Origin of the sequence: Tsukamurella hominis, from assembly GCF_965137015.1 — a bacterium.
GTDB classification, from domain to species: Bacteria; Actinomycetota; Actinomycetes; order Mycobacteriales; family Mycobacteriaceae; genus Tsukamurella; species Tsukamurella hominis.
This window is the reverse complement of sequence record NZ_CBCRZG010000004.1, coordinates 19,630-41,518: the sequence shown is the minus strand read 5'-3', so window position 1 is coordinate 41,518 and position 21,889 is coordinate 19,630. Positions and strand designations below refer to the sequence as shown.

At 71.8% G+C, this 21,889-nt stretch carries 16 protein-coding genes and 1 pseudogene; 10 read left to right on the top strand and 7 right to left on the bottom strand.

The window, feature by feature from the left end:
• Window positions 1–22 precede the first annotated feature (22 nt).
• The 3 genes and pseudogenes from ACM9LD_RS06875 to ACM9LD_RS06865 all read left to right on the top strand — a co-directional run bounded on the left by ACM9LD_RS06875 (window position 23) and on the right by ACM9LD_RS06865 (window position 938).
• The gene (locus ACM9LD_RS06875) at window positions 23–217 is read left to right on the top strand and encodes a DUF4244 domain-containing protein (RefSeq protein ID WP_415676005.1); all 195 of its coding nucleotides are present in this window, start codon (window positions 23–25) and stop codon (window positions 215–217) included.
• A gap of 47 nt (window positions 218–264) precedes the next feature.
• Window positions 265–561 (top strand): annotated as a pseudogene (locus ACM9LD_RS06870) (TadE family type IV pilus minor pilin); the annotation flags it as partial.
• Window positions 558–938 carry an Rv3654c family TadE-like protein gene (locus tag ACM9LD_RS06865; RefSeq protein ID WP_415676004.1) on the top strand — a complete coding sequence of 127 codons (381 nt, stop codon included), beginning with the start codon at window positions 558–560 and terminating at the stop codon, window positions 936–938. The pseudogene ACM9LD_RS06870 and the gene ACM9LD_RS06865, both read left to right, overlap by 4 nt.
• Window positions 939–944: 6 nt before the next feature.
• Here ACM9LD_RS06865 and ACM9LD_RS06860 read toward each other — a convergent pair whose 3' ends face one another.
• The gene (locus ACM9LD_RS06860) at window positions 945–4,481 is read right to left on the bottom strand and encodes an ATP-binding cassette domain-containing protein (protein WP_415676003.1); all 3,537 of its coding nucleotides are present in this window, start codon (window positions 4,479–4,481) and stop codon (window positions 945–947) included.
• A gap of 125 nt (window positions 4,482–4,606) precedes the next feature.
• Between ACM9LD_RS06860 and ACM9LD_RS06855 the strand changes: the two genes are divergently transcribed.
• The gene (locus tag ACM9LD_RS06855; protein WP_415676002.1) at window positions 4,607–4,936 is read left to right on the top strand and encodes a TfoX/Sxy family protein; all 330 of its coding nucleotides are present in this window, start codon (window positions 4,607–4,609) and stop codon (window positions 4,934–4,936) included.
• Between the two features lies 1 nt (window position 4,937).
• Here ACM9LD_RS06855 and ACM9LD_RS06850 read toward each other — a convergent pair whose 3' ends face one another.
• Window positions 4,938–7,253 carry a DEAD/DEAH box helicase gene (locus ACM9LD_RS06850; protein WP_415676001.1) on the bottom strand — a complete coding sequence of 772 codons (2,316 nt, stop codon included), beginning with the start codon at window positions 7,251–7,253 and terminating at the stop codon, window positions 4,938–4,940.
• Window positions 7,254–7,621: 368 nt separating this feature from the next.
• On the opposite strand from ACM9LD_RS06850, the gene ACM9LD_RS06845 reads away from it, so the two are divergent.
• The 3 genes from ACM9LD_RS06845 (at window position 7,622) to topA (ending at window position 11,658) form a co-directional block, all read left to right on the top strand.
• Window positions 7,622–7,825: a cold-shock protein gene (locus tag ACM9LD_RS06845; protein WP_068523077.1), complete on the top strand. Its 204-nt coding sequence runs from the start codon at window positions 7,622–7,624 to the stop codon at window positions 7,823–7,825.
• 134 nt (window positions 7,826–7,959) lie between these two features.
• Entirely contained in the window at window positions 7,960–8,538 is a 579-nt protein-coding gene (locus ACM9LD_RS06840) for a hypothetical protein (RefSeq protein ID WP_415676000.1), read from the top strand.
• A 171-nt stretch (window positions 8,539–8,709) separates the two neighbouring features.
• Window positions 8,710–11,658 carry a type I DNA topoisomerase gene (gene topA / locus ACM9LD_RS06835; RefSeq protein WP_415675999.1) on the top strand — a complete coding sequence of 983 codons (2,949 nt, stop codon included), beginning with the start codon at window positions 8,710–8,712 and terminating at the stop codon, window positions 11,656–11,658.
• On the opposite strand, the gene ACM9LD_RS06830 is transcribed toward topA, so the two are convergent.
• Window positions 11,659–13,188 carry an adenylate/guanylate cyclase domain-containing protein gene (locus ACM9LD_RS06830; RefSeq protein ID WP_415675998.1) on the bottom strand — a complete coding sequence of 510 codons (1,530 nt, stop codon included), beginning with the start codon at window positions 13,186–13,188 and terminating at the stop codon, window positions 11,659–11,661.
• 52 nt (window positions 13,189–13,240) lie between these two features.
• Between ACM9LD_RS06830 and ACM9LD_RS06825 the strand changes: the two genes are divergently transcribed.
• Entirely contained in the window at window positions 13,241–14,461 is a 1,221-nt protein-coding gene (locus tag ACM9LD_RS06825) for a DNA polymerase III subunit delta' (protein WP_415675997.1), read from the top strand.
• Here the strand turns inward: ACM9LD_RS06825 and ACM9LD_RS06820 are convergent.
• The 3 genes from ACM9LD_RS06820 to ACM9LD_RS06810 form a co-directional block, all read right to left on the bottom strand.
• Window positions 14,458–16,104, bottom strand: a complete 1,647-nt coding sequence (locus tag ACM9LD_RS06820) for a protein kinase domain-containing protein (protein ID WP_415675996.1) — start codon at window positions 16,102–16,104, stop codon at window positions 14,458–14,460. The genes ACM9LD_RS06825 and ACM9LD_RS06820 overlap by 4 nt on opposite strands.
• A gap of 82 nt (window positions 16,105–16,186) precedes the next feature.
• Window positions 16,187–17,680 (bottom strand): flavin-containing monooxygenase, encoded by a 1,494-nt coding sequence (locus tag ACM9LD_RS06815; protein ID WP_415675995.1) that lies wholly within the window; start codon window positions 17,678–17,680, stop codon window positions 16,187–16,189.
• A 129-nt stretch (window positions 17,681–17,809) separates the two neighbouring features.
• Complete coding sequence (locus ACM9LD_RS06810) at window positions 17,810–19,054, bottom strand: PucR family transcriptional regulator (RefSeq protein ID WP_415675994.1); 1,245 nt, start codon at window positions 19,052–19,054, stop codon at window positions 17,810–17,812.
• Window positions 19,055–19,106: 52 nt separating this feature from the next.
• On the opposite strand from ACM9LD_RS06810, the gene ACM9LD_RS06805 reads away from it, so the two are divergent.
• Both ACM9LD_RS06805 and ACM9LD_RS06800 read left to right on the top strand, forming a co-directional pair.
• Window positions 19,107–20,063 (top strand): arsenic resistance protein, encoded by a 957-nt coding sequence (locus tag ACM9LD_RS06805; protein WP_415676223.1) that lies wholly within the window; start codon window positions 19,107–19,109, stop codon window positions 20,061–20,063.
• A gap of 30 nt (window positions 20,064–20,093) precedes the next feature.
• Window positions 20,094–20,672, top strand: a complete 579-nt coding sequence (locus tag ACM9LD_RS06800) for a hypothetical protein (protein WP_415675993.1) — start codon at window positions 20,094–20,096, stop codon at window positions 20,670–20,672.
• Here ACM9LD_RS06800 and ACM9LD_RS06795 read toward each other — a convergent pair whose 3' ends face one another.
• The gene (locus tag ACM9LD_RS06795) at window positions 20,673–21,875 is read right to left on the bottom strand and encodes a cytochrome P450 (RefSeq protein ID WP_415675992.1); all 1,203 of its coding nucleotides are present in this window, start codon (window positions 21,873–21,875) and stop codon (window positions 20,673–20,675) included. It lies immediately after the preceding gene.
• Window positions 21,876–21,889: the final 14 nt, after the last annotated feature.

The window sequence follows — 21,889 nt, the reverse complement described above, 5'->3', positions numbered from 1 at the left end:
GGCCCGACGGAAGGGGGATGGAATGTGGATTCGACTGCGATGCAGGATGACCGAGATGATGCTGGAGGACGACGGCATGAGCACGGTCGAATACGCGATCGGCACGATAGCGGCGGCCGCGTTCGGCGCCGTGCTGTACGGGGTCGTCACCGGCGACAACATCGTCAGCGGGTTGACGGACATCATCGGCAAGGCGCTCGGCACCTCCACCGGCTAGCGCGCGGGCTCGCCGGTGAGGCGGGTGCGGTCACCGTCGAGGCCGCGTTCGCCGTCGCCAGCCTGATCACCGTGTTGGTGCTCAGCGTGGGCGCGGTCGTGGGCGTCACCGCCCATGTGCGGTGTGTGGATGCCGCCCGCGAGGCGGCCCGGCTCAGCGCCCGGGGCGACGACGCCCGCGCTTCCCGTGCGGTCGAGTCGGTCGGCCCGCCGGGCGCGACGTCGACGGTGAGCCGGAACGACGACACGGTGACGGTGCAGGTCCGGGCCCCGGTGGCGCTGCTGCCGGGGCTGACCGTCTCCGCCACCGCGGTCGCCGCGGTGGAACCGGGGGCGGCGCCGTGACCGCGGGGCCCTGCGGGGGTCCGGCGATCCGCCCGCGTGGCGGGCGGGAGGACGGCGTGGCGACGGTGCTCGCCGCCGTGATGGTCGCCGCGATCGTCGTGGTGGCGGTCATGGTGGTCGACGTGGGCGCCGCCGTCTCCGCCCGCCACCGCGCGCAGACGGCGGCCGACCTGGCGGCGCTCGCCGGGGCCGCGAGCGCGATCGACGCGGACGAGGCGTGCGCGGCGGCGGACCGTCTGGCCCGGGCGAACGCGGGATCGCTCCGGGCATGCGGCGTGGACGGTTTCACGGTGACGGTGCGCGTGAGCGTCCCGGTCTCCCTGTCGGTCTTCGGATCCGACGAGGCCGTCGCCGCGGCTCGGGCGGGCCCGGCGTGAGCGCTCTCAGCCGGCGAGGTAGCCCCACTCCGGCGCCAGTTCGGACCACGGCCCGATCGCGGCGATCCGACCGTCGACCAGCACCACCACCCGGTCGGCCTGGGCCAGCGCGGCACGCTTCGACGTCGCACCGATCACCGTGGCGCGGCGCTGGCGCAGCGCCCTCCACAGTTCGATCTCGGTGGTGGCGTCCAACGCGCTCGACACGTCGTCGGCGAGCAGCAACTCGGCGTCGGTCGCCAGCGCCCGCGCGAGCGCGAGCCGCTGCACCTGCCCACCGGAGAGCCGCACGCCCCGGTGTCCGACCAGCGCGTCCCGTCCGCCCGCCGCGGCGACGTCCGATCCGAGTCGGGCGTCGGCGACGGGGCCGTCGAAGGCGCGCTCGTGGCCGAGCCGGACGTTGTCGGCGAAGGTCCCGGACAGCACCCGGGGCACCTGGGCGATGTGCGCCACCTGTCCCGGCCGCAGGAACACCTCGGCGTCGGCCACCGGCCGACCGTTCCACAGGATCTCGCCGCGGTGCGAGACCAGGCCGGCCAGGGCCGCCAGCAGGCTCGACTTGCCGGATCCGACCTGGCCCACGAGCAGCACCAGCTCGCCCGCCGAGACGCGCAGGTCGACGTGCTCGACGCCGATCGTCCCGTCGTCGTGGACGGCGGCGACGTCGCGCAGTTCCAGCTCGGCCAGCGGAACCCGGGGCACCTCAGGGGGCTCCGGTGCGGCGCCGGTGACCAGGTCGACGCCCGGCGGCACGGTCATCAGATCCACGCCGCCGGCGAAGCGGCTCGTGTCTGCCTGCCAGGCCCGGGTACCGGGGGCATCGGTCACGACGCTGCCGGCGACCCGGCCGAACCAGCCGAAGCCGCTGACCGCGTTGGCGACCAGCAGCGTCGTCGCCAGCTCCCAGGCCCCGCCCACGTACGCCGCCCACGCGGCCACGACCCCGGCGCTGACCATCACGACCGGCACGCCCTCCAGGGCGGCCTGCACGCGATGCTCGGTCACGGCGGCCTGGACGCGGCCGGTGTCGACCCGGCGCAGGTGCGCCAGGACCGCGGGGGTGGTGGCGGAGAGCTTGACGGTGCGCGCCGATTCCAGCGCCGACACCAGGGCGCGGCCGAATCGCGCTCGGGCCCTGGACGCCGCCGCCGCGGACCGGCCGGCGATCGGGCGGCCGAAGCTGGAGGCGACGGCGGAGGCGACCAGAACGACGAGCAGGATCCCGCCCGCCGCCCAGGTCCCGCCGAGGACCGAGGTCGCCGCAGCGATCAGGATCCCGTTGACGAAATCCACCCAGCGATCGGCGTACCGCGCGTAGCGGTCCGCGTCCATGGTCCGCGCGACGACCTCCCCCGGCGGGGTGCGGGGGAGGCGATGCGGTTGGGTCTGGCCGTGCAGGACCGCCATCCGGACCCGCAGCATGACCTCGATCCACCACCGCGGGTACAGCCGGAAGGCCTCGGAGATCGCCAGCGGTGCGACGATCATCGACAGCACCACCCCCAGCGTCAGCCACGTCGGCCGTTCGCCCCGGCTGATCGCCTCCACGGTCTGGCCCCAGAGAAGTCCGGTCACCGCGCCCTGCGCGCCGGTCAGCGCCGCCACGAGGAACAGGACCGCGCCGACGACACCCCAGAGGGGCCGGACCAGCAGCACGTGGACGATCCCCCGGGTCAGCGACGGGCCGTTGCCGACCTCCCGGAGCGGGGGCGGCGGTCCCAGCCGCCGGCGCCCCCCGACGGTGGCCTCCGGTGGCGCCGCCGGAGCCGCGGAGGACGCTCCCTCGGCCGGGGCGTCGGTCCTGCTGGCGGCGAGCAGCGCGGAGAACGGCCCGGGCATCTCGGCCAGCGCCGCCCGAGATCCCTGTTGCACGATCCGACCTCGGTCGAGCACGGCCACGAGCGGCGCCCGCTCGATGGTGGTGAGCCGGTGCGCGATCAGGATTCCGGTGCGGCCCGCCAGCAACCGGTCCGACGCGGCGATGACCAGCCTCTCGGTGAGCGGGTCCATCCGCGCGGTGGCCTCGTCCAGGATCACCACATCGACGTCGCGGACCATGAGCCGACAGAACGCGACCAACTGCTCCTCACCCGCCGACAGCGTCGTTCCGCCCGGCCCGAGCGGACTGTCCACCCCGTCGGGCAGGCCGTCGACCCAGGCCTGCAGGCCGAGCCGGCGAATGGTGGCGTCGATCTGCTCGTGGGTGATCGCCGGGTCGAACAGGGCGATGTTGTCGGCCAGCGACCCGATCAGGATCTCGGTCCGCTGCGTGACGACGCCGACCCGGGACCGCAGTCGGTGCAGGTCGATCCGATCGATGTCCATCCCGTTGAGGAAGACGGTTCCCGCCGGGGGATCGACGGCGCGCGACAGGAGCGCCGCCAGCGTCGACTTGCCGGACCCGGTCCGCCCGACCAGGGCGACGGTCCGCCCCGCAGGGATCGTGAGGTCGATACCGCTCAGTGCGAAGGTGCCCTCGGCGTAACTGAAGTCGAGGTCGCGGATCTCGATGGTCACGCCCTGATCGCCGTCGGGGGTGGGGATGTCCGCGCCGCCCTCGGGCTCCGGCTCGGAGGCGAGCATCTGCCGGATCCGGATGACCGCACCCATCCCTGCCTGCAGATCGGGCAGCTGCTCGGCCAGCTGGGCGACCTGACCGACGAACATCGAGGTCACCAGGAACAGGGTGACCAGCCGGGCGACCGACATCGAGCCGTCGACCGCCAGCGCGATTCCGGCGACCGCGATCCCGGCGAGCAGGCCGTGCAGCAACAGTCCGGCGCGGCGCGCCAGCCGCGATTCGACGCGGACCACGTCGTTGAACCGGGCGTGGATGACGGCCGAGAGCCGTGCCAGCCGGGCGATCGAATGCGACTGACCCAGGCTGGTGCGCAGGTCGTCGCGGCCGGCGATGCCCTCCTCCAGGGCGGCCGCCTGGTCCGTCCACGCGATCTCCTCGATCACCTTGCGGCGTGCGATCTCGCCGAGCAGTCGCCGGATGGCGAACCAGGTGAGGGCCGCGAGGATCGGGAACAGGAGGAACGCCGGCCACCACGAGACGCCGGCGATGAACCAGATCGGCAGGCACGACGCGACTGTGCGGAACAATGACCACAACTGCCAGCGCGCCAGGTTGCCGATCTCGTGGGTGTCGTCGTCGACCCGGTCGAGGATCTCGCCCACCGCCTGCTCGGTGAGCACCGACAGGGGCTGACGCATCGCCGACTGCAGGACGTCGTCGCGCAGTGCGCCCTCGGCGCGGTCGACCACTCCGACCCAGGCGATCTTGCCGCCCGATTCGATCACCGCCGCCCCCAGCAGGCACACCGCCAGCGCGACGATCAGGTGGCCCGCCGGGTTCTCCGCCAGCCGGCCGGCGAACACCGTGCCGGCGGCGGAGCCGAGCGCGGCCACCCAGACGGCGACGATCGCGCCGACCGCCACGGGGCTGCGAAGCCGCCGCCAGGTGACCTGGCGTTCGGGGCTGATCGGCGGGATCGGCGGCGTCGAGGTCGGCGCGGCGGAAAGGGTCGAACTGGACATCGTGGGTCCACGGTAGAGCGCGCCGGTGACCGTTGTCGCCTCGTTTTCCGGCCGGCCGGGTCACCATAGTTCCCGATCACCGGCGACGTGCTGCGCGCCGCCGATGACCGGCGCACACTGGGGCGATGGCGTACGACGAGGGGCTGGCGGACAGGATCCGGGACGCGTTCGGCGGGCAGCCCGGTGTGGTGGAGAAGCGCATGTTCGGCGGGCTGGCGTTCCTCGTCGACGGGCACATGGCGATCGCCGCGAACAGCAAGGGCGAGACCATGGTGCACCTGGACCCGGACGCCGCCGACGAACTGCTCGGGCCGCACGTGACGCGCACCGTCATGCGGGGCCGCGAGATGCGCGGCTGGCTCGACCTCGACGCGGAGGCGACGGCGTCGGACACCGAGCTCGCGGAGTGGGTGCGGCGCACCGTCGACTACGCGCGGTCGCTGCCGCACAGGTGACTCAGCCCGCGGCCACGGCGGCGAGCACCAGGTCCAGCACGAGGACGGCGCCCTCCTTGTCGAGCGGGTCGTTCCCGTTGCCGCACTTGGGGGACTGCACGCACGACGGGCAGCCCGACGGGCACTCGCACGCCGCGACCGCGTCGCGCGTCGCGACGAGCCACGTCGCCAGGGACTCGTAGCCGCGCTCGGCGAAGCCCGCGCCGCCCGGGTAGCCGTCGTAGACGAAGATCGACGGCAGGCCGGTGTCGTCGTGCAGCGCCGTCGAGAGCCCGCCGATGTCCCAGCGGTCGCACGACGCGACGAGCGGCAGCAGGCCGATCGCCGCATGCTCGGCGGCGTGCAGCGCCCCCGGCCAGCGTTCCGGGACCAGGCCCGCAGATTCGAGCACCTCCGGGGTCAGCGTGAGCAGCGCGGCGCGGGTGGCCAGCGTGGTCTCCGGCAGGTCCAGCTCGACGGCGTCCAGCACCTCGCCGCTGCGCAGCGTCCGCAGATAGCCGACCACGCGGCTGGTGACCTCCACCGAGACGAACCGCGCGGTGACGTCGCCGAGAACCTCCGTCGAATGCACCGCGGTGACATGCACATCCAGGTCCTCGCGCGCCGACGTCGTCCACTCCGGCTCCTCCGCGTGCACCAGCGCCAGCCCGTCGTCGAGGTCCAGCTCGTCCACCACGTACGACTCGCCCTGGTGCACGTGCACCGCGCCCTGGTGCACCGTCGAGAGCGCCCGCGTGAAGTCGACGGTCCCGAGCAGCCGCCCGGTCGCCTCCTCGACGATGAGGATCTCGCTGCCCGCGCCGCCCCGGATGTTCACGCCCGCATGCGGATCGATGCCCGCCGCGAGGAAGTAGCCCGCGGGCCGCTCGCGCAGCAGCCCGTCGGCCACCAGCCGGCCGACCACGTCCACCGCGCCCAGCGTCGCCACCTCCGCGCGGGTGAGCGGGATCTCGCTCGCGGCGCACAGCAGCTGCGGGCCCAGCACGTACGGGTTCCAGGGGTCGGTGATCGTGGCCTCCACGGGCCGCCCGAGCAGCGACTCGGGATGGTGCACGAGGTAGGTGTCCAGCGGATCGTCGCGGGCGATCAGCAGGATCAGCGAGCCCTGCCCGCGCCGCCCGCTGCGCCCGGCCTGCTGCCAGAACGAGGCGACGGTGCCGGGGAATCCGGCCATGAGCACCGCGTCGAGGCCCGCGATGTCCACGCCCAGTTCCAGCGCGTTCGTCGTGGCCACGCCGAGCAGCGCTCCGTCGTTGAGACCCTGCTCCAGCCGGCGACGGTCGTCCGCGAGGTAGCCCGCGCGGTAGGCGGCGATCCGCTCCGCGAGCTCGGGCGTCGCCTCGGCGAGCATCCGCCGGGCCGAGAGCGCGACGGTCTCGGCGGACCGTCGGGACCGGACGAAGGCGAGGGTGCGCGCCCCCTCGACCACCAGGTCGGACAGCATCCGCGCCGCCTCCGTGGTGGCCGGGCGCCGCACGGGCGCACCGTTCTCGCCCTCCAGGTCGGGCAGCAGCGGCGGCTCCCACAGCGCGACGGTCCGCGGCCCGTGCGGGGACGAATCCTCGGTGACGGCAACGCAGTCCGCGCCGATCAGCCGCGACGCGGCGCCCGCCGGATCGGAGGTGGTCGCGGACGCGCAGATCACGGTGGGGGTGCTGCCGTACTTCGCCGCCACCCGCAGCAGGCGCCGCAGGACGACGGCGGTGTGCGAGCCGAAGACGCCGCGGTAGTGATGGCATTCGTCGACCACCACGTATCGCAGGCCGCGGAGGAAGCGTGCCCACTTCGCGTGCCGCGGAAGCAGTCCCACGTGCAGCATGTCCGGGTTGGTGAACACCCAGCGGCTGTCGGAGCGTGCCCAGCGCCGCATCTCCTGCGAGGTGTCGCCGTCGTACATGGCGGGTGAGGCGTCGTTCGGGCCGTAGTCGGTGGTCAGGCGCACCGCCGCCCGGTGCTGGTCCGTGCCGAGCGCCTTCGTCGGCGACAGGTACAGCACCGTCGCGCGCGGATCCTCCGCGAGGGCCGCGAGCACCGGCAACTGGTAGGCCAGCGACTTGCCCGAGGCGGTCCCCGTCGAGACCACCACGTGCCGCCCCGCGCGGGCGTGCTCGGCGGCCTCCGCCTGGTGCCGCCACGGCTCCCGCACACCCTCCTCGACGAGCCCGTCCCGTACGCGGGGCGGAACCCACGCCGGCCAGGGGGCGAATTCCGCTCGGCGTGACGGGATGTCCGCCACGTGGGTGAGGCTCTCGGCGCCGGAGCCCGATCCGGCCATGACGCGGTCCAGCAGTTCCCTGCCGAAAGTGTTGTGCTCCATCGTGATAGCCCCCGCGTCGATCCGGCGCTCGTGCGGCCGGAAGGGCTGCGGACGCGCCGATCGTCCAGTCTAGCGGCGACGGTAACGGACCGTCGTCCGGTAGGACGGCGGGTGAACGGAAGGCGAAATCGCTCCGCCCGCTGTCGCTCGATGGGAAATCGTGATTGACTGTATGCGGTCGCAGCTCCCGCCGGGGGTCCGTCAGGGGCCATCGGGGGATCGATGTTGCGGGCGTGGTACTGAAGGTTTTTGTGTGCGGTCTCCGCAAACGGCTCCAGAAAGTATGGCGGCCGGAACCGGCCAGGAGTCGCGCCCCACTCGGGGAACGGTTCCTACACCGGTAGAAAGACAAGTTAGGAAACATCTCAATGGCACAGGGAACTGTGAAGTGGTTCAACGCGGAGAAGGGCTTCGGCTTCATCGCACCGGCCGACGGCTCGGATGACGTGTTCGTCCACTACTCGGAGATCCAGGGCAACGGCTTCCGTACCCTCGAGGAGAACCAGCTCGTGGAGTTCGAGGTCGGCCAGGGCACCAAGGGCCCGCAGGCCACCGGCGTCCGCGCTCTCTAAGAAACCCCGCACCACGCGATAAGAGTTTCTCGCAGCACCCCTCCGCCTTCTCGGCGGAGGGGTGCTGTGCATTTCACAGCCCGTTAGTCGTGTCGACGGTGCCGCACCGCACCATGGCCCTCTAGGCTCATCATGTGTCCCAACTGTCACTCTTCTCCGCCGAGCAGACCGAGCCGTCGCCCCGCGACCTCGCCGGCCTGCTCGCGTCGACGGGGCAGATCGTGCAGGTGGGCGGGAGCGCGCGGGTCTCGGTGGTCGTCGCCGATCCGTGGCGCGCGGAAGCGATCGCCGTGATGATCGAGGAGGCCGGCCTGCGGCCGCAGCTCGACACCTCGGAGGAGGGGAACCCGCTGGTCCGGACCCTCGCGGCACCGGAACTGCAGCCGATGGCCGTCGCCTGGACGCGCGGTGCGGCCAAGACGGCACCGTCGACCTGGGTTCCCGGCCCGCGCGCGCTGCGGGCCTGGGCGCTCGCGGGTGGCGACGTGGACGGCGTGCACTACCTGCTCGCGCTCGACCAGCACGCGCCGGAGAGCGCCCCCGTGCTGGCGACGGCGCTCATGCGCGCCGGCGTTGCGCCCACCCTGGTGGGCACACGGGGGACGAAACCGGCGCTGCGGGTGTCCGGGCACCGTCGTCTCCTGCGGCTGCGGGAGAGCATCGGCGACCCGCCCGCGCACCCCGACGCGGCCGCGCACTGGCCGCAGCCCTGACGCCCCGATCGGGCGCGTCCGACGGAATCCATGAGGCGTGCAGCGGCCCCTGTATATAAGGTGGGGCCCGAGGTGCGGCAGAATGGGCACCGGAGTGACCGCCTACGTCGGAAGTGACGCACGGGGTCGAGGTGGTGACGCAGGTGCCACCGGAACAGATCAGGAGGGTCCATGGCGGCACGAGGGAAGGCAGCAGCTGGAGACGGCCTGCATCGTCTGGTGATCGTGGAGTCCCCCGCCAAGGGCAAGAAGATCGGCGACTTCCTCGGCCCGGACTACACGGTCCGCGCGTCGATGGGCCACATCCGCGACCTCCCCAGCCGCGACAACCCGCTGCCCGAGGCCGACCAGGGCAAGCCCTGGGCCCGCCTCGGCGTCGACGTGGACCACGAGTTCGAGGCCCACTACGTCACCTCGGCCAGCAAGCGCTCCACCGTCTCCGAACTGAAGTCCCTGCTCAAGCAGGCCGACGAGCTCTACCTCGCGACGGATGGTGACCGCGAGGGCGAGGCCATCGCGTGGCACCTGCAGGAGGTGCTCAAGCCGAAGGTCCCGGTCAAGCGGATGGTCTTCCACGAGATCACCCAGCAGGCCATCCAGGCCGCCGCGGAGGAGCCGCGCGAGCTCGACATGAATCTCGTCGACGCGCAGGAGACCCGCCGCATCCTCGACCGCCTCTACGGCTACGAGGTCAGCCCCGTGCTGTGGCGCAAGGTCAACCAGGGCCTGTCCGCCGGCCGCGTGCAGTCCGTCGCGACCCGCATCATCGTCGACCGGGAGCGCGAGCGCATCGCCTTCCGGACCGCCGGGTACTGGGACATCGCCGCGCAGCTCGACGCCGGCGCCGAGGCGACCCCGCGCACCTTCGGCGCGCGCCTCGTGACCGTCGACGGCGACCGCGTCGCCACCGGCCGCGACTTCGACGCGCAGGGGCAGCTCAAGAAGCCCGCCGGGATCACCGTGCTCGACGGTGCCCGGGCGAACGCCCTGGTGGCAGGCCTGCAGGGCGCGAACCTGACGGTGACCTCCGTCGAGGAGAAGCCCTACACCCGCAAGCCCTACGCGCCGTTCATGACCTCCACGCTGCAGCAGGAGGCCAGCCGCAAGCTGCGGTTCAACACCGACCGCACCATGCAGATCGCGCAGCGCCTCTACGAGGGCGGCTACATCACCTACATGCGTACGGACTCGACCACGCTGTCGGAGACCGCGATCGCCGCGGCCCGCGACCAGGCGCGGCAGCTGTACGGCGCCGAGTACGTCCACCCGACCCCGCGGCAGTACACCCGCAAGGTCAAGAACGCGCAGGAGGCGCACGAGGCGATCCGCCCTGCGGGCGAGACCTTCCAGACGCCCGGCGCGCTGGCGTCCGTACTGAACAGCGACGAGTTCCGGCTCTACGAGCTGATCTGGCAGCGCACCGTCGCCTCGCAGATGGCCGACGTCAAGGGCACCACTCTGAGCCTGCGCATCGGCGGTGCCGCCTCGACCGGCGAGAGCGTCGAATTCGCCGCCTCGGGCCGCACCATCACCTTCCCCGGCTTCCTCTCGGCCTACGTCGAGACCGTCGACGACCAGGCCGGCGGCGAGGCCGACGACGCCGAGTCGCGGCTGCCGCAGCTGGTCAAGGGGCAGGCGATCACCGCCGCCGAGCTGTCCGCCGCCGACCACGTGACCAGCCCGCCCGCGCGGTACACCGAGGCATCGCTGGTCAAGACCCTCGAAGAGCTGGGCATCGGCCGACCGTCGACCTACGCCTCGATCATCAAGACCATCCAGGACCGCGGCTACGTCGTGAAGAAGGGCAACGCCCTCGTCCCGCAGTGGGTGGCGTTCGCGGTGATCGGCCTGCTCGAGGGCCACTTCGGGGGCCTCGTCGACTACAACTTCACCGCCTCGATGGAGGACGATCTCGACGAGATCGCCGGCGGCCGCGAGGGCCGGGTGGACTGGCTCACCCGGTTCTACTTCGGCGACGGCGGGCCCGAGGGCGACGGTGCCGCGGTCGCCGGTGCCGACGGCCCCGGCCCGGACAGCCCCGGCCTGAAGAACCTCGTCGCCGCGAACCTCGACGCGATCGACGCCCGCGCGGTCAACTCGATCCCGCTCTACACCGACCCGGACGGCAACGTCGTCTACGTGCGCGTGGGCCGCTACGGCCCGTACCTGGAGCGCACCGTCACCGGCGAGAAGGGCGAGCCGGAGGTCCAGCGCGCCAACATCCTGGCGTCGATGACCCCCGACGAGCTGACCGAGGAGGTCGCGGAGAAGCTGTTCGCGACCCCGCAGGACGGCCGTCCGCTGGGCATCGACCCGGCGACGGGCCACGAGATCGTCGCCAAGGAGGGCCGCTTCGGCCCGTACGTCACCGAGATCCTGCCGGAGCCCGAGAAGGACCCCGAGGCGGAGGACCTGGACGCCGAGTCCGCGAAGCCCAAGACCCGCAAGAAGAAGGCCGACGCGCCGAAGCCGCGCACCGGCTCGCTCCTCAAGACCATGGACATCGAGACCGTGACCCTCGAGGACGCGCTGCGGCTGCTGTCGCTGCCCCGCGTCGTGGGCGTCGATCCCGAGTCCAAGGAGGAGATCACCGCCCAGAACGGCCGCTACGGGCCGTACCTGAAGAAGGGCACCGACTCCCGCTCTCTGGCCACCGAGGACCAGATGTTCACGGTGACCCTCGAGGAGGCGCTCAAGCTGTACGCGGAGCCCAAGCGACGGGGCCGCGGCGCCGCCGCCGCGCCGCCGCTGCGCGAGCTGGGCAACGACCCCGTCTCCGGCACCGCGATGGTGATCAAGGACGGCCGGTTCGGTCCGTACGTCACCGACGGCGAGACCAACGCCTCGCTGCGGAAGGGCGACGAGGTCGCGACCATCACCGACGAGCGCGCCTCCGAACTGCTCGCCGACCGTCGCGCCCGGGGACCGGTGAAGAAGAAGGCCACCAAGAAGGCCGCGGCCAAGAAGGCGCCCGCGAAGAAGACGGCCGCGAAGAAGACACCGGCCAAGAAGGCGGCGGCGAAGAAGACCACCGCGAAGAAGACGGTCGCGAAGAAGACCACGGCCGCCAAGAAGGCTCCCGCGAAGGCCGCCGAGGCGCCCGCGAACGAGAGCGTCTGATCAGTCGTCGACGGGGCGCGCCAGCCGGGTGAGCTGGCCGCGTCCGCGCAGCTCGATGGCCTCGCCGAGCACCCACAGGGCCTGCTCGGCGGGCGTCGCGGCCTCGACGGCGCGCCCGGCCGCCAGCAGGGACGACGGCTCCGACTTGGCGATCTCGGTGATCCGCGCGGCCTCGTTCACCGGGTCGCCGATCACGGTGTACTCGAACCGGGCCTTCGCGCCGATGTGCCCGGCCACCACCTGACCGGCGGAGACGCCGATGCCGAAGCCGGTGCCGCCGAGCACGTCGCCGAGCTGGATCCGCATCTCCCGGGCCGCGGCCAGCGCGGCGCCCGCGGCGTCCGGGTGGGGAAGCGGGGCGCCGAAGATCGCCAGCGCCGCGTCGCCCTGGAACTTGTTGACGAAGCCGCCGTGCAGGTCGACGAGGTCGACGACCACCTTGAAGAAGTCGTTGAGCAGGTCCACGACCGCCGCGGGCTCCTCGGTGACCGCGATCTTCGTCGAGCCCACGAGGTCGACGAAGAGCACGCTGACCTCGTTGATCTCGCCGCCCAGGTGGGTGCCGTGCTCGAGGGCCTGCCGCGCGACGTCCTGCCCGACGTAGCGGCCGAACATGTCGCGCATCCGCTGCCGCTCGGCCAGATCGTGCACCATGTCGTTGAAGCCGGCCTGCAGCAGCCCCAGCTCGCTGGAGTCGTAGATCTTCACGGAGGCGGTGAAGTCGCCGTCGCGGACCTTGCGCTGCGCCTGGAACAGGTCGCGGATCGGGTCGCCGATCGACTTCGCCGCCCGGACCGTGCCGAGCAGACCCGCGCCGAGCGCGACCACCGACAGCAGCAGTACCGGATTGATCAGGGTCGGGGCGTCGGGATCGATCACTCCCGACTCCTGCGAGACGACGACCATGATGATGCCGACGATCGGCGTGGCCGTGCCCAGCACCCAGCTGAGCAGGATCCGGGTGGTCACGGACAGGCCGGCCGAGCCCTGCGGTTCCTGCGCCAGCGCCGCGACCGTGATGGGTCGCAGCACCCGCTCCGTCTGCATGTAGCTGAGCGCGCACGTCGTGATGGCGCCCAGGAGCACCGTCAGGGCGACGACCACCCGGATGCCGCCCGGCGAGTTGTAGTTGATGACCACGAAGATGGCGCCGCCGATGAGCCAGAAGATCGCCTGCATGAGCGCCATCCGCAGGGGAATGGCGAGGGCTCGGCGGGAGATCTCGGGGTCGTACGGGGCACTGCGGCGGTGCCAGCGCAGGACCGGCAGCACGAGGCGGAGCCCGATCAGCATGCCGAGCACGCTCGCGGCGACCAGGTAGGTGATGAAGACCAGGAGGTTGACGCCGCTGATCTCCTGCAGCTGCACCGACTGCTGCACGGGCAGCGCGAACCGGAGGAAGCCGAAGACGAAGACCGCGCCCAGGATGTTCGACCGCAGGATGTCCAGCGCGAAGATTGGCCAGGGGGTCTTGGCGAGCCACCGCGCCAGTCGCAGTGCGCGACTGAGTCTGCTCTTCGGTGCTGCCACCGCTCCAACTTAGCGTGCGCTCGGCGTCGGACGGGAGGGCTAGGGTGTGGGGGTGAGCTCAGTGTTCGATCGCCTGGTGGGGCAGGAAGCGGTGGTGGTGGGCCTGCGGGCCGCCGCGGAGGCCGCACGGGAGGTCGTCGCGAGCGGGGGCACCGTCGCCGATCTGGCGGGATCGTCCATGACGCACGCCTGGCTGTTCACGGGCCCGCCCGGCTCGGGGCGGTCCGTCGCGGCCCGCGCGCTCGCCGCGGCCCTGCAGTGCGACGATCCGGACGAGCCCGGCTGCGGCCGCTGCCGGGCCTGTACGACGGTGCTGGCCGGCACCCATGCCGACGTGCGCGGCATCGCGCCCGACGGGCTCTCCATCGCCGTCAAGCAGATGCGCGAGGTGGTGGCCGATGCGTCGCGGCGGCCGTCCGTCGGGCACTGGCAGATCGTGCTCATCGAGGACGCCGACCGGCTCACCGAGCAGGCCGGCAATGCGTTGCTGAAGATGGTCGAGGAGCCGCCCGCGCAGACGATCGTGCTGCTGTGCGCGCCGACCGTCGACCCCGAGGACATCTCGGTCACGCTGAAGTCCCGGTGCCGGCACGTGCCGCTCGTCACACCGTCGGCGCCTGCGATCGCGGCCGTGCTGGAGCGGGACGGCATCGACGCCGAGCGCGCGGCCTGGGCCGCGGGCGTCGCGGGCGGGCACGTCGGGCGGGCCAAGCGCCTCGCCACCGACCCGGAGGCGCAGAAGCAGCGCAAGCAGGCGCTGAGCCTGGCGCGGGCGGCCACGTCCGAGGGCGTCTACGGCGTCGTCGAGCAGTTGCTGCGCGACGCGGAGAGCACCGCCAAGGAGCTCAACGCCGACCTCAACGAGCGGGAGACCGAGGACCTCAAGACGGCGCTCGGCGCCGGCGGCGTGGGCCGCGGTACCGCGGGCGTGATGCGCGGTTCGGCCGGGCAGCTCAAGGACCTCGAGAAGCGGCAGAAGGCCCGCGGCACCCGCGCGGTGCGCGACGCGCTCGACCGCGCCCTCATCGACCTCGCCGCGCTCTTCCGCGACGCGCTGGTGCAGGGCTCGGGCGCGCAGGTCACGCTCATGCACCCCGATGAGGCCGAGCAGACCCGCCGGCTCGCCGGCTACGCCCGGCCGGAGGGGTTGCTGCGCTGCGTCGAGTCGGTGCTGCAGTGCCGCGAGGCGATCGACCTCAACGTCAAGCCCGTCGTCGCGCTGGACGCGATGGCCGCGGGCGTCTCGTCGGCGCTGCGGGAGAACCGCCGCTAGTCGCCCTTGAGCTGCACCTGCTCGAGGGTCGTCGACCATTTGCCGCCGTCGACCTTGACCAGCCCGGTGATCCACACCAGCACGTACCTCGACGACGGTGCGTCGCTCGCGGTGAACTCCGTGTCGCCGTTCGACAGGGTCCCGCTCCACACCCGCTGCGTGTCGTCGATCGAGCTCGGCGACGCCGAGTCGGCGATCCGGATCTCGACCGTCGAGCCGGAGCTCGGCGACGTGATGGTGCCGGAGGTGATCCTCGTGGCCTTGTCGAGGGTGATGAGCAGGCCCGTGCCCTTCTTGAGACCGCCGAAGCCGGGGCCGGAGAAGTACAGGTCGGTGCGCCACGAGGGCTTGTCGCCGGTGAGGACGTTCGCGGCGTAGTTCGAGCTCTCGGCCCCGCCCTGGAAGTACACCTGCCTGACCGAGGAGGCGGTCACCGTCGAACCGGCCCCGGTCCCGCCGATGCTGCCGATGGACGGCTTGACCAGGTAGAACACGCCCGCGGCGAGGGCGATGATCACGACGGCGGCGAGCGCGGCGACGGCCCGACCCCATCGGCGGGGCTTCGCGGGCGGGGGCGCGACGGGCGCCTCCTGCCGGGCCGAGGCGGGCAGCTGCTCGGCGCGGGTGGGCGCCGGCTGGGCGGCGGTGTGCGGGCCGGGGTACTCGCCGGTCGGGACGTACTGCCCCGTCGGCGGCCCCGGGTAGGGCGCGGTGCCGGGACCGGCCTGGGCGCCCGTGTGCTCGCCCGTGTACGCCGCCTGCGGGGCGGTACCGGCCGGGATCGACTGTGGTGCGGTGCCCGACGGCATCGACGACGGTGCCTCCCCCCGCAGCCCGGCGACGAACTCCGCGCACGTGGCGTACCGGTCCTCGGGGCGCTTGGCGAGGGCCTTGCGGAAGACGGCGTCGAGGTGGCCCGGCAGCGACGTGTTGCGGGCGGTGATCTTCGGCGCGGGCTGGTTCAGGTGCGCCGCGATGACGGCGGCGGGGGAGTCGCCGGGGAAGGGCGGCTCGCCCGTGAGAAGTTCGAAGACGGTGCAGCCGAGCGAGTAGAGGTCGGCGCGGTTGTCGAGGATCTTGTTGTCGAAGGCCTCGGGCGACATGTAGGCCATGGTCCCGACGGTGATCCCGGTCGACGTCACGCCCACCGCATCGCCCGCGGCCTTGGCGATGCCGAAGTCGGCGAGCTTGACCTGCGGCGCACCGTCGGAGTCGAAGGCGACGAGGATGTTGGCGGGCTTGACGTCGCGGTGGGTGATGTTCGCGCGACGGTAGGCGTAATCGAGGGCGGCCCCGGCACCGTCGGCGATGTCGATGGCGAGGGACAGCGGCATCGGGCCCCGCTCGGCGACCATCCGCGCGGTGTCGGGCCCGGCGACGTACTCCATCGTGATCCACAGGCGGCCGTCGACCTCGCCGCGGTCGTAGAGGTGGATGATGTTGCGGTGGTTGAGCTGCGCGAGCACGTAGGCCTCGCGGTCGAACCGCGCCTTGTACTGCGGGTTGCTGCTGACGGAGGTGTGCAGCAGCTTCAGCGCGTCCTGCCGGGGCAGGCGCGGGTGCTGGACCAGGTAGACCTCGCCCATTCCGCCGCCGCCGAGCTTGCGGACCACCCGGTAGCCCGCGATCTGCTGCTCGTTCATCCGCTCCCTCAAACGCGTCCGCCCGTCGGCCGCACCGAATCAACGGTAGCGGTAGACGGGCGGAAGCGGCGATCGTTGCAGGTCAGACGGTGACCTTGGCCTGCTTGCTGGAGCTCAGGCGCAGGCCGGACTCCTCGCCGAGGGACAGCTCGCTGTTCAGGCGCTTGGCGTCCTCGAAGTAGCTCATGGACATGCGCCAGTCGTCGGCCTCGCCCTGGCGGGGGAGCTCCTTCAGGGCGCGCTGGACGTAGCCGGCCTCGAAGTCGAGGGCCGGGCGGGTCGCCATGTCGGGATCGGCGACGGCGACCGCGGTGTCCAGGCCCTTCGCGTCCATCGTCGAGATGAGCTGGGTGATGTACTTCCACAGCATCCCGACCTTGAGCGTCCACGACGAGTTCGTGTAGCCGATGGCAAGGGCCGCGTTCGGGACGCCGGAGAGCATGGCGCCGCGGTGGATGACGGCGTTCGGCACGTCGACGTCGCGGCCGTCGACCGACAGGGTCACCCCGCCGAGCAGCTTCAGCTTGAGGCCGGTCGCGGTCACGATGATGTCGGCGTCGAGGTGCTCGCCGCTCGCCAGCTCGATGCCGGTCTCGTCGAAGGTCACGATCTTGTCGGTCGCGACGTCCGCCTTGCCGGACCGGATGGCCTTGAACAGGTCGCCGTCGGGGACGGCGCACAGGCGCTGGTCCCACGGGTTGTACGGCGGGTTGAAGTGCACGTCCACCGGGTAGCCCTTGGGGAGGCGCTTGGCGTTCTCGTTCCGGATGATCTTGCGGGCGAGGTCGGGGAAGCGCTGAGCGAAGACGTACACGCCGCGCTGCTGCCAGATGAACCGCTTGCGGCTCAGGTCGTGGCCGATCTTGTGGCCGAAGACCTTGTGCAGGGTGTTCGTGATCGGATCCTGCTTGGGCACCGGCATGATGTACGTCGGCGTGCGCTGCAGCATGGTGACGTGGCCGGCCGGCTTGTCGCTGGTCAGGAGCGACGGGACCAGGGTCACCGCGGTCGCGCCGGAGCCGATGACGACGACCTTCTTGCCCGCGTAGTCCAGGTCCTCGGGCCAGAACTGCGGGTGGATGATCTGCCCGGCGAACGTCTCGCGGCCGGCGAACTCGGGCGTGAAGCCCTGCTCGTAGTCGTAGTAGCCGCTGCCGAAGAGCACCCAGTTCGCGGTCAGCGCGATGCGCTCGCCGGCGTGGTCCACCTGCACGGTCCAGCGGCCGTCCTCGCTCGACCAGTCGGCGGAGACCACCTTGTGGTCGTAGCGGACCTTGTCGAGGAGGTCGTTCTCCTCCATGGTCTCGTGCAGGTAGTCGAGGATCTTGTGCGCGTCGGCGATCGAGTCCTTCGACTCCCACGGCTTGAACTCGTAGCCGAAGGTGTGCAGGTCGGAGTCCGAGCGGATGCCGGGGTACTTGAACAGGTCCCAGGTGCCGCCGAAGGTCGCGCGTCCCTCGAGGATCGCGAAGGACTTCCCGGGCAGCTCGGTGGTGATGTAGTGGCCGGCGCCGATGCCGGAGATGCCGGCGCCGATCACGATGATGTCGAGGTGCTCGGGCGTGGTGCTCGTCATGCTGTCTCTCCTGGTCTCCGACGGATCGGCTGGGCTCAGTGATAGAACCGATGACCTACTCTCTCGCCCGGCGGCCCGTCGCGGCCAGCGCAGAGTGCACCCGCTTGCCTCGCGGTGTGGTGCAGATCGTCACGCGGGGCCGTCGGGCCCGAGCCAGCGCAGCACGTCCAGGGCCACCGCCACCCCGGTGGGGTTCTCTGCCAGAGGGCGGGGCAGCAGCTCGTCAGCCCTGGTCAGGCGCCGGATCACGGTGTTGCGGTGGGTGTAGAGGCGCTCCGCCGTCCGGGAGGTGTTGAACTGCTCGTCCACGTACGCGGCGACGGTCTCCCGGGTCTCCTGATCGGCGTCCATCAGCTCGCCGAGGGTGTCGCGGACGAACTCGTCGGCCTTGCCCGTATCGCTCGTGACCAGGGAGATCAGCGCGATGTCCTCGTACCGCGCGACGCGCCGCCGGGTGCGCAGCCGCGCCATCAGGCGCTGCGTCGTGCCGGCGTCGAGGTGGCTGCGGCGGAAGCCGTCCAGGTCCTCGCCCGGCCTGCCGATCGCGACCCGGACCTCGGGGTGGTCGGCCAGTTCTCGGGCGAGGTCGCCGGAATCGAGGTCGACGGTGCCCGGCAGCCACAGCCACAGCGCCGAGGCGCTCGCGACCACGGTCAGCGGCCTCGGGGTACCCGAGCGGCGGGCCAGGGCGTGAGCGGCCGCGTCGAGGTCGCCGACGGTGCCGGTGGTCCAGATGACGGCCGCGGTGTGCGGTCCCGTGAGCCGGTAGCCGAGCTGCTGCTCGGCGCGGGGCCGGGTGATGGGGGCGCCCTCGAGGATCAGCGAGACCGCGGCCAGACGGTCCGCGTTGGTCCCGGTGGTCAGCTGCTCGCGTTCGCCGGCCATCCGGATCGTGATGGCGTCGATGGTGTCGTCGACGTAGGTCGACATCGACGCCCACGTCACCGCGAGGAGTTCCCGCAGCTCGGCGGGGTCGTCGGTGAGCTCGAAGCAGACGTTCATCCATAGCGTCCAGGCGGTGTTGAGGCCCTTGCGGTAGGTGTCGATGCCGTGCAGGTCGAGGCCCCGTCGGACAAGGTCGCGGGCGACGGCGAGCGCGTCGGCGGAGTCGATGTTCGGCGGCACCCGGCGGCCGGGCTGGGCCAGGTTGTGCGCCGCCCAGTGCAGCATGACGGCGGTGTCGGAGTTGCGGACCAGCTCGGCGAGGGTCGGGTCGGAGGCGATCGGCGAGAGGATGACGCCGGTCAGCGTCGCGTCCTGCAGCGCGGTCACCCACTCCTCGGGCGCGTTGCTCGCGAACTCCGCGGCGCGGCGGATCAGCTCCTTGACCCGGTCCGAGGGCTCGGGCCAGCTCTGTTCCGTCGGCGCACCCATGGGTGGAACCCTACTGACCCGCGGCCGGAACTAGGGTGTGCGCGTGACGCGAATGCGGTCGGCGGCCGGCTGGGCGGAGGACCACCAGGTCCCGCTGTACGTCGCGGGACTGGTTCTCGGGGCCGCCCTCGGGCTCGCCGTCCCGACGGTGGCGGGCCCCGCCGAGGCCGTCATCAACCCGGTGCTCGCGCTGCTGCTCTACGCGACCTTCCTCGGCATCCCGTTCGCGCGGATGGGGGAGGCGCTGCGCGACGTCCGGTTCCTCGGCACGGTGCTGGCGGTGAACTTCGTGGCGGTGCCGGTCGTGGTGTTCGCCCTGTCGCGGATCGTCGCGCACGACCGGGTGCTGCTCGTCGGGGTGCTGTTCGTGCTGCTCACGCCGTGCGTCGACTACGTGATCGTGTTCAGTGGCCTCGCGGGCGGTGCGAAGGACCGACTGCTCGCCGCCGCGCCGCTGCTCATGCTCGTGCAGATGGTGCTGCTGCCCGTGTACCTGTGGCTGTTCGTCGGCGCGGACGTGGTGCGGACCGTCGAGTTCGGGCCGTTCGCGGAGGCCTTCGTGTGGGTGATCGTGGTGCCGCTCCTGCTCGCGGGGGCGACGCAGTGGGCGGCCGCCCGCACGCGGTGGGGCGCGACGGTGGCGTCGGCCGTGACGGACGCGATGGTGCCGGTCATGGTGCTGACGCTGGCCGTCGTGGTGGCCTCGCAGATCGCGGGCGTGCGCGACCAGCTCTCGTCGCTGCTGCTCGCGGTCCCGGTGTACGTGCTGTTCGCCGCTGTGATGACGCCCGTCGGCGCGGCCGCGGGCCGACTCGCCGGGCTCGACGTGCCGGGCCGGCGGAGCGTGGTCTTCAGCGGCGTCACGCGGAACTCGCTGGTGATCCTGCCGCTGGTCCTCGCCCTGCCCGCCGAGTACGCGCTGGCGCCGCTGGTGGTGGTGACGCAGACCCTCGTCGAGCTGGTGGTGATGGTCCTCTTCGTCCGCCTGATCCCGCGATTGATCCGCTAGCCGAGATTCGCCGATCGCTATCCTGACGTGATGGGTGCGGATTCCGGTCAGATCGTTGCTCGGCGGGCGACGCCCCTCGGCGTCGTCGGCGCGGTTCTGGCCGTCCTCGTCGCGATCGAGGTGCTCGCGTGGCTGTGGGGACAGACCGTCGGCACGGACCTGCTGTGGCAGGCGTTGTCCCTAGTGGTCGGCGGTGTGCTCGTTGTGGCGTGGCTCATCTACCTCGTGACCTGGGCGGCTCGCCGCAAGCGGTTCGCCTGGCACCTGCTGACCATTCCGGCGATCGGCCTGCTCGGGATCGCCGCCGCGTTCACCGGTCTGCCGCACAAGGCACGGTGGGCCTACGACGAACCCCGGCTCACCGCAGCAGCGCAGACGGCGCTGGCCGATCCGAGGACGGAGTTCTACGACCACGGCGACCGCCGGATCGGCACGCAGGAGGTGTACAACACCGCCAAGGTCGACGGAGTGGTCACCTTCTCCATCTTCGGTGGGGGTTTCAGCATCACGACGCTCGAGTACCGTCCCGACGGGAGTTCCCCGGATCGCTGCGGAACGAACCGCTGCCGACATCTGTCGGACGACTGGTGGCTCGTCCTCATCGACTAGTCATCGCCGTGCGACGCGAATGGGTAGGGACGAGAGTCCGCGCACGTTGAGCGAGTGCACCCGCTCGATGTTCTCGAAGTCCACGTCGTAGCCCCGCACCGTCGACACCACCTCGCCCAGCGCGATGTCGGCCTCCAGCTTCGCCAGGTGCGAGCCGAGGCAGAAGTGGCTGCCGAAGCCGAAGCTCAGTGAGGCGGAGGTGTCCCGCCCGATCCGGTAGGCGGCGGCATCGTCGAACACCCCCTCGTCGCGGTTCGCCGACGCCACCAGGAGCAGCACCCGATCCCCCTGGGGTATCACGGTTCCCGCGAACTCCACGTCGACGGCCGCGCGCCGCAACAGCATCTGCGTCGACGTGTCGTAGCGCAGGGTCTCCGCCGACCAGTCCGGCACGGCCGACGGCGCGTCGAAGGGTTTCGCGCCCTCGTCGGGATGTCGTGCACCCCAATACATGGCGTTCCCCAGCAACTTCGTCGTGGTCTCGTTACCGGCCACGATCATCAGGATGAGGATGCCGACGATCTCCGCATCGGAGAGCGATTCCCGTGCGCCGCTCTCATTCTCGACCTGCGCTGCGATCAGCGCGGAGATCAGGTCGTCGGCCGGTCGCGCGCGACGCGCGGCGACCAGGTCGGCGTAGTACTGGTACAGCCCGAAGAACGCCTCGGCCGCGGGCTGCGGCACGTCGAAAACCCCGTCCTCCCGGTGGATCAGGACGTCGCCGAGGCGGCGCAGCTCGTCGCGGTCGGCGTTGGGGACGCCCATCATCTCGGAGATCACCTCCATCGGGACGAGCGCGGCGAAGTCGGCGACGAAGTCGAACTCGGTGCGGTCCAGGCATGCGGCCCAGTGCGCGCGCACCCGCTGCTCGATCCACGGCCGTAGCGCGGCGACGCGCTTCGGGGTGAAGGCCTTGGCGACGAGCCGGCGGATCCGCAGGTGCCGCGGGTCGTCCATCGCGAGGAAGCTCATCGCGTACTCCGCATCGGGGGTGTACGCCGCCGGCTCCAGCGTGACGCCCCACGCGCTGGAGAGGCGCTCGGTGTCGCGGAAGGCGGCGCGGACGTCGTCGTACCGCGACAGCGCCCAGAAGTCGCGCTCGGCGTTGTAGTACACGGGTTGCTCCGCGCGCAGCCGCTCGAAGACCGGGTACGGATCGTCGTGGAAGGCGTAGGAGTACGGATCGAGGATCTGGCTGGACATGTGTCCAGACAGTA